This is a genomic window from Bradyrhizobium viridifuturi (genome assembly GCF_001238275.1).
Classification (GTDB): Bacteria; Pseudomonadota; Alphaproteobacteria; order Rhizobiales; family Xanthobacteraceae; genus Bradyrhizobium; species Bradyrhizobium viridifuturi.
In genome coordinates this window covers 166,007-180,340 of the sequence record NZ_LGTB01000002.1, presented here as the reverse complement: position 1 = coordinate 180,340, position 14,334 = coordinate 166,007, and the positions used below count along the sequence as shown (strand labels likewise).

The following is a 14,334-nucleotide window of genomic DNA, read 5'->3' as shown; positions in this document are numbered from 1 at the left end:
CGGGGCGGTCTCCCGTTCGATCGGGTGGCCGTTCTGTTACGGTCGGCCGACCTCTATCGTTCGCATCTCGTGGAGGCTTTTTCTCGGGCGGGGATCCCCGTTCACTTCGCGCGCGGGGCTGTGAGGCCGGAGCCCGCCGGCCGCGCCTTTTGCTGTTTGCTCGATTGCGCTGCCGAAGGCTTTCGGCTCAAAGGTTCGCCGAATACCTTTCGCTCAGCCAGGTGCCTGATGCTGTGGCGGGTGAACCTCCCGAGGCGCCGCTTCGGGGTGATTTGTGGATCGCGCCGGACACGGAGAGCACTTCGGCCTCGACGATGGCTGGCACAAGCGAATCTACGACTATGCCGCTGCAGAGTTCGGACATCTCGGAACCTTCGGACGGGCCCGTGCGCGAGGGGCGTCTCAGGGCGCCGCGGCGATGGGAACGGCTACTGGTCGAAGCCGCGGTAATAGGTGGAAGCGATCGTTGGCGGAGGCGACTTGACGGCCTTGCGAACGATCTGCGCCGCAGGCTCGAGGTGACGGAAGTCCAGGAGGACGCGCGGGCCGCCGCGATCTCCCGTGAGATGGACGATCTCACGGCATTTTCTTGCTTTGCCCTTCCGCTGATTGATGAACTTGAAAGCCTCCCGATCTCAGCGACCTGGCGGGAATGGCTCGACCGGTTGAGCGCACTTGCGGCCCGAAGCCTCAGGCGACCGCAACGCGTGCTCGCGGTGCTGGCGGAGTTGGAGCCGCTGGCGCCGGTGGGCCCGGTGACCTTGGACGAGGTCGTTGCTGTCCTCCGAAGCCTTTTGTTAGAGGCAGCCGAGCCGCCGGCCCCACAGCGGTACGGTAAGCTCTTCGTTGGCTCCATCGAATCGGCACGAGGACTAAGCTTCGAGGCGGTTTTCGTGCCGGGCTTGGCGGAAAAGATGTTTCCCAAGAAGATCGTCGAGGAGCCGATCCTGCTGGACGTTATCCGCGCTCAGCTCAACAGCAATCTGGCGACCAATCAGTCCCGACTTGACCAGGAGCGGCTTGCACTGGCCCTTGCAGTGGGTGCGGCCGAACGGCGCATGTTCTTCTCCTATCCACGAGTCGACCTCGATCAATCGCGTCCGCGCGTGCCCTCGTTCTATGCGCTGGAAGCCGTGAGGTCGGCGGAAGGCAAGCTGCCGGACTTTGCGGAACTTGCACGCCGAGCGGAGACGGTAGCTGCAAGCCGGCTCGGTTGGCCGGCACCGGACGATCCGAACGAAGCCGTCGACGATGCGGAGCATGATCTTGCCGTCCTCAGTGGCCTAATGGGGACGATGGATGCCGGCGTGGGCCGGGCGCGCTATCTCTTGGGAGCCAACCCGCATCTCGCGCGAGCGTTGCGCAACCGCTATCAGCGTTGGAATCGTGGTTGGACTGTCGCGGACGGGTTGCTCAGTTCCTCGACGGATGTTCGAGCTATTATGGCCAAGCACGCTCTCAACGCTCGTGGCTATTCACCGACCGCGCTGCAGACCTTCTCGCGCTGCCCATATAGCTTCTTTCTTCACGCTATCCAGAGAATCACGCCCCGAGATATCGCGATCGCAATCGACGATCTGGATCCGCTCCAGCGTGGCTCCGTGATCCACGACGTCCAGTTCGCCCTGTTCGCTCGCTTGATGGCTGAGAATCTACTACCGGTGCGTCCGGCCAATCTCGAGCGGGCAAGAGCCCTGCTCGAAGAAGTCATGGTCGGGGTAACAGATCGCTACGAGGACGAGCTTGCGCCGGCCATAGATCAGGTCTGGAAGAACGCCGTGGCTGAAATCCGCGCTGATCTCCGAGAGTGGCTGCGGCGGCTGAGCGAGGACACGTCGGGCTTTGTTCCAAGACATTTCGAACTATCGTTCGGGCTGGCTCGGGCAGGTGACCGCGGTGAAGCAGATCCTAGATCGGTACCGAACGCCGTGCTATTAGACTGCGGCATCCAACTTCGCGGTTCGATCGATCTCGTGGAGCGACACCCGAGTGGGTTGCTCAGGGTCATCGATCACAAGACCGGCAGGAAAGCTGGGGCAAGCGAGCCGGTCATCGAGGGCGGGAAGTCGTTGCAGCCCGTCTTGTACGCGCTCGCTGCGGAGAAATTGTTCGAGGACGACAAGGTCTCCGAGGGGCGCCTCTACTTCTGCACCTCGATAGGTCAGTTCTCTGAGCAGGTTGTTTCCCTCGATCGACGCGCGCGCGATGCTGCCGCCGACGTCGCGGCCGTTATCGGACAGGCTATCGAAAGGCCTTTCCTTCCGGCTGCGCCTGGAGAAGGGCAATGCGGGCACTGTGAGTATCGGGCCGTCTGCGGCCCTTATGAGGAGATTCGTTCGGCGCGAAAGCCTCAAGCTGACCTTGATATGCTGCAGGCGCTAAGGGATTGGCAATGACGGAATTGGTTGACGCCAAGGCGCGTGCTCGGATTCTCACCGAATACGAAACGACTTTCTTCGTCGAAGCGGCTGCAGGGACAGGCAAGACGACGGCCCTGGTCGGCAGGATCGTCGGCCTGATCCGGAGCGGAAAGGGTACGTTAGCCCGCATCGTCTCGGTGACGTTTACGGAAAAAGCTGCCGGCGAAATGAAGCTGCGCCTTCGCCTAGAGCTTGAAAAGGCTAGGCTCCTTGCCGACCCGACGGAGAGGAATCGGCTAGATAGGGCGCTCGAAGAACTCGAACTTGCCCATATCGGGACTATCCACGCATTCTGCGGCGACCTTTTGGGCGAGCGCCCAGTTGAGGCAGGCATCGATCCTTCCTTCACGATGCTTGATGACGCGGCGGCCGCGGCAATCGCGGATCAGGCGTTTGAGCGCTGGCTGCAAAAGATCTTGGCGAATCCCCCAGAGGGACCCAGAAGAATTTTGCGGAGGAGGTCTGGCAGCGAGCCACCGCACGAGCAGCTCCGTGCGGCGATGCATGCCCTGTGCGACCACCGCGATTTTGCTCAGGCCTGGCGGCGAGATCCGTTTGATCGCCAGGAGGCCATCGACGTCTTGCTTGACGAATTAGCTGAGGTTGGCGAACTGGCGTCTTTCAGCTCGTGGGCGGACGATTATCTCGCGCGCAATCTGGCGGAAATTGCTTCATTTGTCGGGGAGGCAACGCGTCTCGAAGCGGTCCGTGGACGCGATTACGACGGACTTGAAGCAGATCTTCGCGACCTTGCCACGAACCGACGACGGTTCAAGGGTTGGGATCACAAGGGCGCCCCGCGGACGACATTCGGACATCTGTCCCGCGACCAGGTTCTGGCGCGCCGGGACGGTGTGCGGGCCAAACTCAAGGCGTTCGTAGCCTTGAGCGACGCCGATCTCGCCCCTCTGGTGCACGACGCCCTGCAAGAAGCGATCATGGACTATGAGGCCTTGAAGTCGAGGACGGGTTCTCTCGATTTTCTGGATCTGCTGATCAAGATGCGTAATCTTGTCCGTGACGATGAGAAAGTCCGAAAGGAGCTGCAGGACCGCTTCTCCCACTTCTTTGTCGACGAGTTCCAAGACACCGATCCGCTTCAGGCAGAGATTCTTCTGCTAATTGCATCCAACAATCGCACGGTAACGGACTGGCGGGCTGTCGAGCCGGTGCCTGGGAAGCTATTTCTTGTCGGAGATCCGAAGCAGTCGATCTATCGTTTTCGCCGCGCTGACGTCGCGCTTTACGCGGAGATCAAAAAGCTCCTCCTCGACGCTGGTGCTGAACTGCTTCATCTGAGCACAAGTTTTCGCGCGACCCCTTCGATTCAGAGATTTATCAATAAGGCTTTCGCGCCGGCCATCGCCGCGGATGAAGATGCGGATGGCTATGTTGCGCTCGAACGGGCGCGACCCGATGTGAGTGGCCAGCCGACGATCGTTGCGCTGCCTGCTCCCCGGCCCTACGGTGACTACGGTAAGGTAACCGACTGGTGTATCAATGAGTCCTTGCCAGGCGCGGTTGGTGCGTTCGTCGATTGGTTGATCAACGAAAGTGGATGGACGGTCGAAGAGGGAGGTCAGCAGACAGCAATTCGACCTCGACATATTGCTATTCTATTCCGCCGTTTCCGCAATTTTCGCGCCGACGTCACGCGACCATATGTACGTGAATTGGAAGCTCGACGCATACCTCACGTGCTGGTCGGCGGGCGGTCGTTTCATGACCGTGAGGAGGTCATCGCGCTACGAAATGCCATCACCGCAATCGAATGGCCCGACGACGAGCTCGAGGTGTTTGCGACTCTCCGAGGCCCGCTGTTCGCCTTAAGCGACGAGTCGCTTCTCCTCTATCGCCAGACGATCGATGGAGAGGGGAATCTCGCATTTCGGCGTCTGGATCCGATGCGCATCGTCGACCGCGCTATTCTCGCGCCGGCGGCATTGGAGGTCGCAGACGCTCTTGATCTCCTACGGCAACTTCACGTTGGACGTAACAGCCGTCCGATTGCGGAAACGTTGACGATGTTCCTGGAAGCGGTACGGGCGCAGGCTGGTATTGCTCTTTGGCAGAATGGTGAACAGGCGCTCGCAAATTGCCAACGACTGATAGACACGGCTAGACGGTTTGAGCGGACCGCATCCTCGTTCCGCGCGTTCGTCGAGAGCATCGAATCCGACGCCGAGCATGGTGGAGTCGACGAAGCACCTATCGTTGAGGAGGGTACTGAGGGCGTTCGCGTAATGACTGTGTTTAAGGCTAAGGGATTGGAGTTTCCAATTGTGATTCTTGGAGATCCGACATGCCCTGCCTCGCGCGACCGCCCGAGCAGACATATCGATACCACCCGTTCTCTTTGGCTGGAGTCGGTCTGCGGTGCATCGCCGGTAGAGCTCTTGGAAGCGAGCGATCTAGAACTCAAGCGCGATCGGGCTGAAGCCGTGCGTGTGGCTTACGTGGCTGCGACACGCGCCCGTGATCTTCTGGTCGTGCCTGCTTGCGGCGATGCGCCGATTGAGGGGTGGTTCGAAGCCGTCAATCCCGTATTGTATCCGGTGGATGCCGCGCGCCGGACGCCTGTGCCCGCGCCTGGCTGCCCTGCCTTTGGGGAAGAGAGCATCCTCGACCGCGGTCCAAGGGGCAAGCCGCCGTTGTGGGGGTCGGTGAGGCCAGGCCTGCATACGCGGGAACCGGGTGCTCTATCGGTCACATGGTGGGATCCTGCATGCCTCCAGTTGGAAATCGAGGAATTGGCACCGCTTCGTCATCAGAGACTTCTGGAACTGGATCCCGGTGAGGTTGCTGCCACTGACAGCGTTCAAAGACATGATGCATGGAAGGCGCAACGTCGCAAGGTTTTGGCAGGGGCGTCTCTGCCAGCGTTGCGGACGCGAACGATCACTTCGTTGGCTCGGGACGGGGAAGCACAAGAGTCGCGCGCTGAGCCCGTCGAGGTGCAAGTGGTGGCACGGGAAGGAATTGATCGTCCTGGGGGGCGACGTTTTGGAACACTTGTTCATGCCGTGCTGGCGTTGATCGACCTACAGTCGTCGAGTGTTGACCTAACGGCGATCGCTGCCGTTCAGGGCAAGATAGTCGGCGCGACGAAGGAAGAGATCGACGCCGCCGTCGCGACGGTGTCTCGTGCCAAGACGCATCCCCTACTGCAACGAGCTGCGGACGCGGCGAAAGTTGGCCGGCTGCGCCGGGAAATCCCGGTAATGCTAATGCAAGACGAAATCCTCGTCGAAGGGGTAGTTGACCTCGCTTTTCGAGAGGATCTGCCGGATTTCGCCGGATGGACTGTGGTGGACTTCAAAACGGATCGAGAGCTTGCCGAGGCCCGTGATCGTTATGTTCGGCAGGTGCAACTGTATTCGAGGGCAGTGAGCGCGTCGACGGGTTTGCCCGCTCGCGGGGTGTTGCTGGCGATCTGATCAATGCGTTGCGTCCGAGCGTGTGACATCAGATCTTCGTTGTGTTCATGACCTTAGGGGATCAAGCGACGCGGCAGGATCTTCCTTCACGCCGCGGGCGACGATCTGGAGCGATCCATCCGGCAGCGGTCGCTGCAGCTTCAAGGCCTCGTCCGGAGGGGCCGTCATCCAGGTCTCGACCTCGTGCGGCGTCGTCAATATTACTGGCATCGCCTCGGGTGGATGGCGCCGACCTCGGCGTTGGGCTCCGTCGTGAGGAACGCATAGAGGTCGTTGGTGGTTTTGCCTTCCTTGACCTTCCGGACGGAGGTCCAGTTGGTCCAGATGCCGGCGAAGCAGGCGAGGGGCCGGGATTCGTCGGGGGCAAACCAGATGTCGCCGCCTTCGGCCTTGTTGAATTCACTGAAGGCGTTGAACGGCACCACGCAGCGGTTCTCGACGCCAAGCCAGCGGGCCCAGTGTTTGCTCTTCACATTGCGAATGTTGGTCGTGCCGCCGTCCGGTTCCATTCTGAGCAATTCTTTGAAATCGACCGTCTTGCCCTTGGCCTGCAGCTTTTCAGCTCGTTTCTTGGTAGCGTCCATCATTGCCTTTGACGACGATGGCATCCCCCATCGCGCCGTGGCGAGCTCGCGGCCCTCGGTTCCGTTGCGCACGATCGGCGCTGGTAGTCCGGAAACATGCCGGGCATGGGTGCCAGATTGCCCACATACCGGTTGACGACGCGGAAGAGCGCGCTGATGGCGGCCTGATTGGTCGTGATCGAGTAGAGATTGCACATGTTCATAGTTCCGAAGCGGGTAATGCGTTCAAGCTGAAGATGCCTCTAGCGGAGAAGATCAATGAATGAGTCGACCCCCTTGGATGCCAACACGTTGACGATCCGCTCGACCCGCCGACGCGTCTTCTCGCTTTGCGAAACCTTGCCGGCGGTCAGCATCTTGCGAAGCTCCGCGGGCTGCACCATGAGCGCGTATCGGCTCACGGACGGGCTCGTCGCGATCCCTTCGAGTACCTCGATCACCTTGTCGATCTTCGCCTCCTCAAGCCTCGAGAGTCTCTGGAAAACGATAAAAAGGTCGTTGGGGGCGTAGCCCGCGCCCAACGCGTCTGTAATTTGTTCGAGAAGCCAGTCCACATCGACGTTCCATAGAAACCAAAGGCCTATGGACCCAATCTCGTTGGCGTAGCGACTTCGGTCGGCGCTTGCCTTGGCGGCGGAAAGTCGCCGCGACCAATATCGTTCTGCGCGCTCTTTCAAGGCCGAGGATTCGGCCCCGCCGGATCCGATCGTCTGGCCGATCAGGCGCATGGCGTCCTGACGCTCGGACATTGGCGCGCTCTCCAAGAAGAGATTCAACAATTCCTCAGGTAGAGTCCCTCTGACGAGCAAGGTGATCAGATATCCGGTAAGCCGATGGTTGTTCGTCTCACGGACATTCGCGCCGCCCGACGACATTTTCCCGATTTCGCCGATGTAGCAGTCGCGATAGGACGGCTCTTCGAAGAGGTCGTCGATCGGGCCGACGTCGTCGCGCAGATGCGTCGACCAGGCATATTCACGCAGAGACTCGTCGTCGACAGGCAGCAGCGATGTCAGGTGATGCCTGAGCCAGCACCCTTCGACCCGATAGAGGCAATTCAGGTACCTGCCCATGACCATGCGGGGCGCGGCATGCTTGCCGCTTTGATCGGCCAGGGACTGAACCAGCATGGACCGAAGCGCTCCGACGGGCGACGGTGTGTTCGTAGAAGGCTCGGACGTCGATGCGGCTCCATTCGCATGAAGCCAATTCAGGCCGAGGATGCTCAACTCGACGATGCTGCCGCTCAGTCTCTGCCGGGCGTCGGCGAACGACGGCGGCTGCAGCAACCTTCGCATTTCGTCGGGCTCGGGAGTCGTCGAAGCGATCGCGTGCAGCGACGTCGCGAGGGAGAGAACCTCGCCGCCATGTCGGATATCGATGGCCGCGGTCTTGCGGAGGCCGGACACCATCAGCGCGATGCATGCGCGCAGGAGAGGATAACGGTCGGCATCGACCGGCCGCCTTTCCAGCCGCCGGACGACGGTCGTCATGAAAGACAAGAGTGACGACCAGTCCAGATTGGCGCCATTGAAGGCCGGCGTATCCAGACCCTCGAGGAAGCGCCGCACGAATATCGACGGAAGGTCGATAACTTCGCTCGCGCTTTTCGAATAGGCGAGGGGATCCGCCGAGACCGCAGTTCTGAATTCGCCGGCCAATGCCGTCGTCTCGCGCGCCGATTCTCGATCCGGATCCGGAGCGCGATCGCGAAGGAAAGAGATTGTCGCGTCGACGCCGGCAGAACTCATGTCCTCGCTCGACCGCGGGCTCGTCACGAATCCCACGAACCGATGATAGCGGTCGCTCGGCGTGCCGAACTCGGCGGCGCCGGCCTCGAGCTCGCGCTGGCGATCGACTGGCAGAACGTCGCTCCAACCGCCGACGATATCGTGGACGGTCGCGAACCGGTGCTCCCGCGCGTCCCATTCGTTCGGTTCCCGGTGATTGGCCTCGACGAACCATTTTCGCCAACGATCTTCCTGTATGAACGAGTCCACGCGATCGAGGATCGCTTGTTGCTCCTGGGCACCGAGCGACGGAAACCACGCCTTCGCGATCAGGTCGTACTCGGTCCGGCACCAAGACGCTCCGATAAGGTCGGCGTCCATCAAGTAACGCGTAGCCAACTCGGGCAGACTGCCGGACGAGGACGCCACCACGCGCATCGCGATGCGCTCGAAGACCATGCCTTCGCGGGAGCGAATACGTGAGACCACATCGTTCGCCTTCGACACGTCTTCACGGATCGCCTCGGTGGCGGCCTCGACGATGGCGGCGGCGAGCGCCGTCGGAATGTCGCGGTGTTGCGGATTTCCGTCGATGTCGCCCAACAGATGATTGGAGAGATCACCGTGCTCGTCGACAGGGAGATACTTCCGAATGACGGCCACTCGATGCAGTAGATCGCAGAACAATTCCAACGCGGGCCGAGGCGCGGCGGCTATGAGGTCCGTCGCCGTGTCCGAAAGGAAGTGCTCATACATCAAATGGTCGTGCAGCGTTGCCAGACGGTCGTCTTTGGAGAAGACCTGGAAGTAGGCGGTGGCGATCCGAAGCGCCGCGTTTCCGTAACCTGCGCGGGCGAGATTTTTCATTATGTTCGCCGGATGCAGCAGGAAGAACCGTTCGCCGGGCACGAGCCAACCGGAGATCGTTTCCGCCAGCATGGCGGCGTCCAGCGCGGGAAGCGCGGCCGCGATCTCCACGCCGGAAAGCTGTACGTCCGGATGCGTGGATCCCGCCAAAGCGCGGATCGCGCCGACGACCATGGCGCGCGTCGACGGGTTCGGAGATGCGGCCATTCGGAGTAGATACCGTCCGACCGACCATTGCCGGAAGCCGGTATCGTCCTCTTCCGGCGTGAAGAACGGTTCACCTAGCAGTCCCTTCTTCCGAAGCTGAGCAACCAATCTTCCGACGTCAGACTGTCGTAGAATCTGTATTGAAGCTGTCCGGCTCCCGGGACTTCGGCGACGAAAGCCTTTATACCCAGCGCCGCCGGCATGGCCGCGATTTCGATCGCTCTCTGGAGCAGAGCTGCGTAGCGATCCTGCAGCGCGATGGCGATACCGCGCATTACCACGTCCATCGGATGAGCGAACTTCCGTCGAAATTCTTCGTCGACGCGCAGCCCCTTATTGAAATTTCGTTGGTGGACTGATTTGTTGATGTCGCGGAGGAGGAGCCAGTGCGACACGACCTCGGAGTCGGGAGCCAGTCCGAGCCGATCGCTGATGCGTTCGATCTGAAATCGGTGGTTCTGCCGGGGTTTAAGTTGCTTGGATACGTTCTCTAGCACCTCATTGTCGTACCCGAACGCCTTCACGGCCTCCAAGGCCTCATTCCTGTTTTTCTCGGATTCCGCACTTTCCGTCGGTATGGCGTCCATCGGCGCCGCTAGGATCGCGCGGACGAGCCCTTCCAGTTCGCGAAGAGCGTGCGCAGCGGGCGGAAGGTTCGCCAGTAGCGGTAGCGTGCCGCTGACGATCTGGCAGAAGTCGATGTAGCGATTGGCTACGGCGGTTCCTAGAAGCAGCCGGAGCGTTTCCGCGGTCTCGGTCTGTTCCGACGTGAGGGGTACGATGTGGTCAGCGGCGGGAGGGCTCATATCTCTAGCTCTCGCACTACGCGCGCATTCGTACCCGCTTGGCTGGTCCTATCGGTATAGAGATTGCACATCGGTCAAGGTTCGGTTCTGAGGTGGCGAGGCTGTGAGGCCAATTGTAGCAGAGTTGCGGATGGACGCCGGCCCGCCTTGGCAGATTTGCGACAGCGCAGCCGGCTGGCGAGATCGTGCACGAAGGTGCTCGGCGGATGCTTGATCGCCCCAAGATCGACGTCGCTCGGCGTCTTGCAGCGCGCGCACATGATCTCGAGCCAGGGAAAGCCGCCATTCACAGCCTGGTCGATGGTGGGTGACGGGTCGACCGGCTCGCCGTCGCTCCACATGCGCTCGTTCCAGCTTTCGCAAAGCAGCCTGTCCGCTTGCTGGATCATGGCTTCGCCCTTGGCTCGCATCTCCGTTGACTGAGCGGCCAGGATGTTGGCCATGGCGCGTGCCTTGCCGAGCGCTTTCGCCAGAGCCTTGCGATCGCCGCCTGACAGGGGCGTGGGGTGATACTTCGGGGCCATCCGGGCATCCAGGCGCTAATAGATCGGATCGGCATCCGGAGCGGTCTACGGCGCCTCGAACGCCGGCCAGCACCCGTCTTCTTCATGCCTGCCGGTGCGCTGCTGGCAGGTGTTGTCGAGCAACCGCTGCGCCACGTCCTTCCAGGCGGCGTTGCGGCCATACAATCGGACGGCATCCGCGGTCTGGATTTCCACGATTCGCTCGCAGCGGCGGCAGGAAACGCGCAGCACGTGGCGTTGAATCTCGCAAAGACGTCGCTGCCGCCTCTCGGCTCCGGTCTCGTCGGCGCGAGGGTCTTTCAGGACCGATTCCCAGTATTCCGCCGGAAGTGGCGCATCCGGAGGTGCAGAGGAGGGCGCCGGTTTACGGGCGGCTTCGGCGGCCAGCTTTTCCATCTGCTTCGGGGTCGGCATGCGCCAGCTCGCGGGTCGATCGGTCATTCCGAATTAGAACATAACAAGAACAAATGTCGAGTCCGCTAGCACCGTCATCGAGAGAAAATCGTCCTGCCTGGAGAGGCGCCGTGTCGGAACCAGGCCGTGCCGTTCGTCTTGAATCCAGCACAGTACTGGAGTTCCCCGCGATGGCCCCCCGCGCTAACTGGAAAGGCTTCCTGCGCCTTTCCCTCGTCACCTGTCCGGTCGCGCTCTATCCGGCCACGTCGGAATCCGAAAAAGTCTCGTTCAACCAGCTCAACCGGAAGACCGGTCACCGCATCAAGTACGCGAAGGTCGACGCCGATACCGGGGAGGAGGTTGCCAACGAGGACATCGTCAAGGGCTACAATGTCGATACCGACACCTTCATCGAGGTGACCAAGGACGAGCTCGACAACGTCGCGCTGGAATCGACGCGAACCATCGAGATCGACGAGTTTGTCGACCGCCGCGAGATCGATCCGCGTTATCTGATCCGCCCTTATTACCTGAGCCCCGACGGCAAGGTCGGCCACGATGCCTTCGCCGTGATCCGCGAAACCATCCGCGAGATGAACATGGTTGCGATCGGCCGTGTCGTGCTCACCAATCGCGAGCACATCATCGCATTGGAGCCGTTCGAGAAGGGGCTGATGGGAACGCTGCTGCGCTATCCCTACGAAGTCCGATCCGCGGAGGAATATTTCGACGACATTCAGGATGTCAAAGTCACCAAGGACATGCTCGATCTGGCCAGGCACATCGTCAATCAGAAGTCAGGCCATTTCGAGCCGGACAAGTTCGAGGACCAGTACGAGACCGCCCTGATCGATCTCATCAACCAGAAGCGCGCCGGCAAGCCGATCACGGCGAAAGCGCGCCCTCGCGGCGAGAACGTCGTCGACCTGATGGATGCGCTGCGCAAGAGCCTTGGAAAAGAAGGAGTGGGCGTACCGGAAGCATCCAAAAAGCCAGGCAAAAAGCCTCGAAAGGCGGCGGCCGGGCAGAAGGAAATGCTGATGCCGATCGCAGGCAAGAAGCCGGCGAAAGAGGCGGCCGTGAAGAAGCCGGCAGCCAAACCGCAGCGGAAGTCGCTTAGGAGTCGCGACGCCACCGCCAGGGATTGTCTCAAGTTCTGCGCAAGGAGCCTAGTGCTTGGTCAATCGGCCTCGCAAGGGGAGCCGCTCCATCGCCGAGGCCGCGCTGATAACAGAGCGGGCCGCGGCCTCGATCGTCGTCGCGCGAAACCGAAGAATCTCGGCTTGTCTGGATTTCCTGAACGTCAAGCGAGGCTTCAGGGCGCGACGCACCGGGAGCAAATGAAAGTCGAGGAATGAGACATTGTCGCTTCTCATACGCGCGGCCAGGACGAATGGCGCGCCGGCATCAATCCGCCGAACAACGGGCCACCGAAGAACATTCTTTGCCGTAGGGCGGCAGCGGATGATGAATACCGATACGGAGAGCCCGGGCGCGATCAGCATTCGGCCCGTCTTCACATCGTAACTGGCGGGGCGACCGCTGCCTTGAACCATTGAGACGATCTCATCCGCGAGTTTGTCGCGGCTCGCGTTCGCGGCTCGCCTGGATTCATAGAACTTGAAGGTGTCCGGCTTGTAACCAATTTTGGCATAGGCATTCTTCAGGCTGCCAAAGCGCATGAGATATGTCGCGCCGACCGGCATGTTCTTGGCATTACTTATCAAGGAGTGCGTGAGCCGGCCCTCTTTGATGAGAAGCTCCCGCAGCAGATCCAGCATTTCCTCGTCCGATTTCGAGGCCCGCAGCGTTCGACGAGGACGTCGATCCACAATCCTCTTCGCGGCTCTGAAAATTTCTGGATCGACGAGGGCATCGAATGCGCCTTCGCACCGAATCCACTGTTCGGGTGGGTTCGGTCTCCGTTTGCCTTTGAGCTTTCCAGATTTTTGATTGTAGACGTAATTGCCGATGTACTTGTCGCAAGTTAACAGGCGACGGATAGCTAGCATCTGCCAGGGGCGTCCTTGCTCATTGAATTTTCCCTCCTCGTTGAGGGTCCGCGCAATGTCAAGTTCCGAGCGCCTTTCTCGCACAAACATCCGATAGACGCGGCGGATTGTGGCGACTTCGTCAGGCGGCCCCGGCTGAAGCACGACGCGGTCTGACAGAAGGACCTTGCGATCTCCAGGGGCAAGGATGCATCGTTGATTGCCAAATTGATCGAGCAGGACCCGCTGAAGCCCGTAGCCGGCTCTGCCACCTTGTTTGAACCCGAGGCGAACCTGGCGGCAGGCACCAGCGAACACCTTGACTGAGAGCTCTCGGCTGTAATCTCCTGCGGCAACTCTCTTGATGTTCTTCATGATTGCAGAGATGAAGCTTCCGTCGTTTTCAAATTGCTCGGCGCAATAGAGAACGTGAACGCCAGCCTGACGGCAGGTGAACTCATAGTATGCGCTCTCATCGACGTCTTGAAATCGTCCCCATCGGCTGACGTCGTAAACGAGCACAGTGTCAAAGTTCACTCTTCGATTCTGGATGTCGTCAATAAGCGCCTGCAGTGCCGGTCGATTGCTCACACGAAGGCCGCTGCGGCCCCGATCGATATAAGTCCTGACGATCTTGATGTGACGAGACGCCGCAAACGTTGCAATCATCGCCGCCTGGTTTTCCAGCGAATAGCGCTGATGCTCGGTCGACATGCGAACGTACTGGGCGGCAGTCTTCAAGTCTTGAACGGACGGTTCGTCCCGAGAGGATGGCGTCAAGAACATCGACTGCCTCCTAGCTTCCGGGCTCGGAGGGTAGGACCGCCCAAGTTTGTGAGCGGTCAACCATCACCGCAAAATTCAACCGATATTCGATTTGAATTCTAGAAGATGCCAGTTCGGCTGCGAAGGATGACCGAACCGCCAATACTGGCTAACCTTGAGGTCTCATCCCCAAGCGTTGGCCGCAAATGCTTCCGTAGGCGCCGACCAGACCCGGAAGGCCATATCCTGCATTCGAATCCTCGGTATTGAGCTGCTGCACAACCCCGGTTGGCGAGGTGATCACGCTCACCTTGCAATACCGTGTGCTCGCCGTGCCCCAACCTCGATCAGTCTCAATGTCGGTTACGGCGGAGAGCTGCCAGACATAGGATGACTGCCCGCTGTTCATCTTGAACATGCTTGTCGGTGGTCCGAATTTCACAACCAGGGTGTCTATGTTCTGACCGACGTATTGGTCTCCGAGGCGCGCCACCACTTCTTGTTTTGATGCCGCGCAGCCAGCCAACACTGCGCAGGCGGCAGCGATAACCAAAAGTCTCATTCCGAATTTCCCCCAGCAATGGGGACATTAGGGGAGCAAATGGGC

Annotated in this window: 8 protein-coding genes and 2 pseudogenes; 3 read left to right on the top strand and 7 right to left on the bottom strand. The window is 60.4% G+C overall.

Annotated elements, in window-relative coordinates; all coding sequences use genetic code 11:
- Positions 1–566 precede the first annotated feature (566 nt).
- The gene (locus ALC15_RS45105; RefSeq protein WP_200914636.1) at positions 567–2,396 is read left to right on the top strand and encodes a PD-(D/E)XK nuclease family protein; all 1,830 of its coding nucleotides are present in this window, start codon (positions 567–569) and stop codon (positions 2,394–2,396) included.
- Complete coding sequence (locus ALC15_RS02930) at positions 2,393–5,857, top strand: UvrD-helicase domain-containing protein (protein WP_050625984.1); 3,465 nt, start codon at positions 2,393–2,395, stop codon at positions 5,855–5,857. The genes ALC15_RS45105 and ALC15_RS02930 overlap by 4 nt, the downstream gene beginning before the upstream one ends.
- A 45-nt stretch (positions 5,858–5,902) precedes the next feature.
- Here ALC15_RS02930 and ALC15_RS02925 read toward each other — a convergent pair.
- From ALC15_RS02925 to ALC15_RS02905, 5 genes and pseudogenes are all read right to left on the bottom strand, one after another.
- Positions 5,903–6,638: pseudogene (locus tag ALC15_RS02925) on the bottom strand (SOS response-associated peptidase).
- A gap of 45 nt (positions 6,639–6,683) precedes the next feature.
- Positions 6,684–9,353 carry a hypothetical protein gene (locus ALC15_RS02920; protein ID WP_128089422.1) on the bottom strand — a complete coding sequence of 890 codons (2,670 nt, stop codon included), beginning with the start codon at positions 9,351–9,353 and terminating at the stop codon, positions 6,684–6,686.
- Entirely contained in the window at positions 9,320–10,051 is a 732-nt protein-coding gene (locus ALC15_RS02915; RefSeq protein WP_050625982.1) for a hypothetical protein, read from the bottom strand. The genes ALC15_RS02920 and ALC15_RS02915 overlap by 34 nt, the downstream gene beginning before the upstream one ends.
- 74 nt (positions 10,052–10,125) lie before the next feature.
- Positions 10,126–10,575 carry a hypothetical protein gene (locus ALC15_RS02910; protein ID WP_050625981.1) on the bottom strand — a complete coding sequence of 150 codons (450 nt, stop codon included), beginning with the start codon at positions 10,573–10,575 and terminating at the stop codon, positions 10,126–10,128.
- Positions 10,576–10,620: 45 nt separating this feature from the next.
- Positions 10,621–11,016 (bottom strand): hypothetical protein, encoded by a 396-nt coding sequence (locus tag ALC15_RS02905; protein ID WP_200914635.1) that lies wholly within the window; start codon positions 11,014–11,016, stop codon positions 10,621–10,623.
- Between the two features lie 143 nt (positions 11,017–11,159).
- On the opposite strand from ALC15_RS02905, the pseudogene ku reads away from it, so the two are divergent.
- Positions 11,160–12,086, top strand: a pseudogene (gene ku, locus ALC15_RS02900) (non-homologous end joining protein Ku); the annotation flags it as partial.
- A gap of 54 nt (positions 12,087–12,140) precedes the next feature.
- On the opposite strand, the gene ALC15_RS02895 reads toward ku, so the two are convergent.
- A complete protein-coding gene (locus tag ALC15_RS02895; protein ID WP_128089421.1) occupies positions 12,141–13,748 on the bottom strand; it encodes a recombinase family protein in 1,608 nt (535 codons plus the stop codon).
- Between the two features lie 148 nt (positions 13,749–13,896).
- Entirely contained in the window at positions 13,897–14,289 is a 393-nt protein-coding gene (locus tag ALC15_RS02890; RefSeq protein ID WP_050625979.1) for a hypothetical protein, read from the bottom strand.
- Between the last annotated feature and the right edge of the window lie 45 nt (positions 14,290–14,334).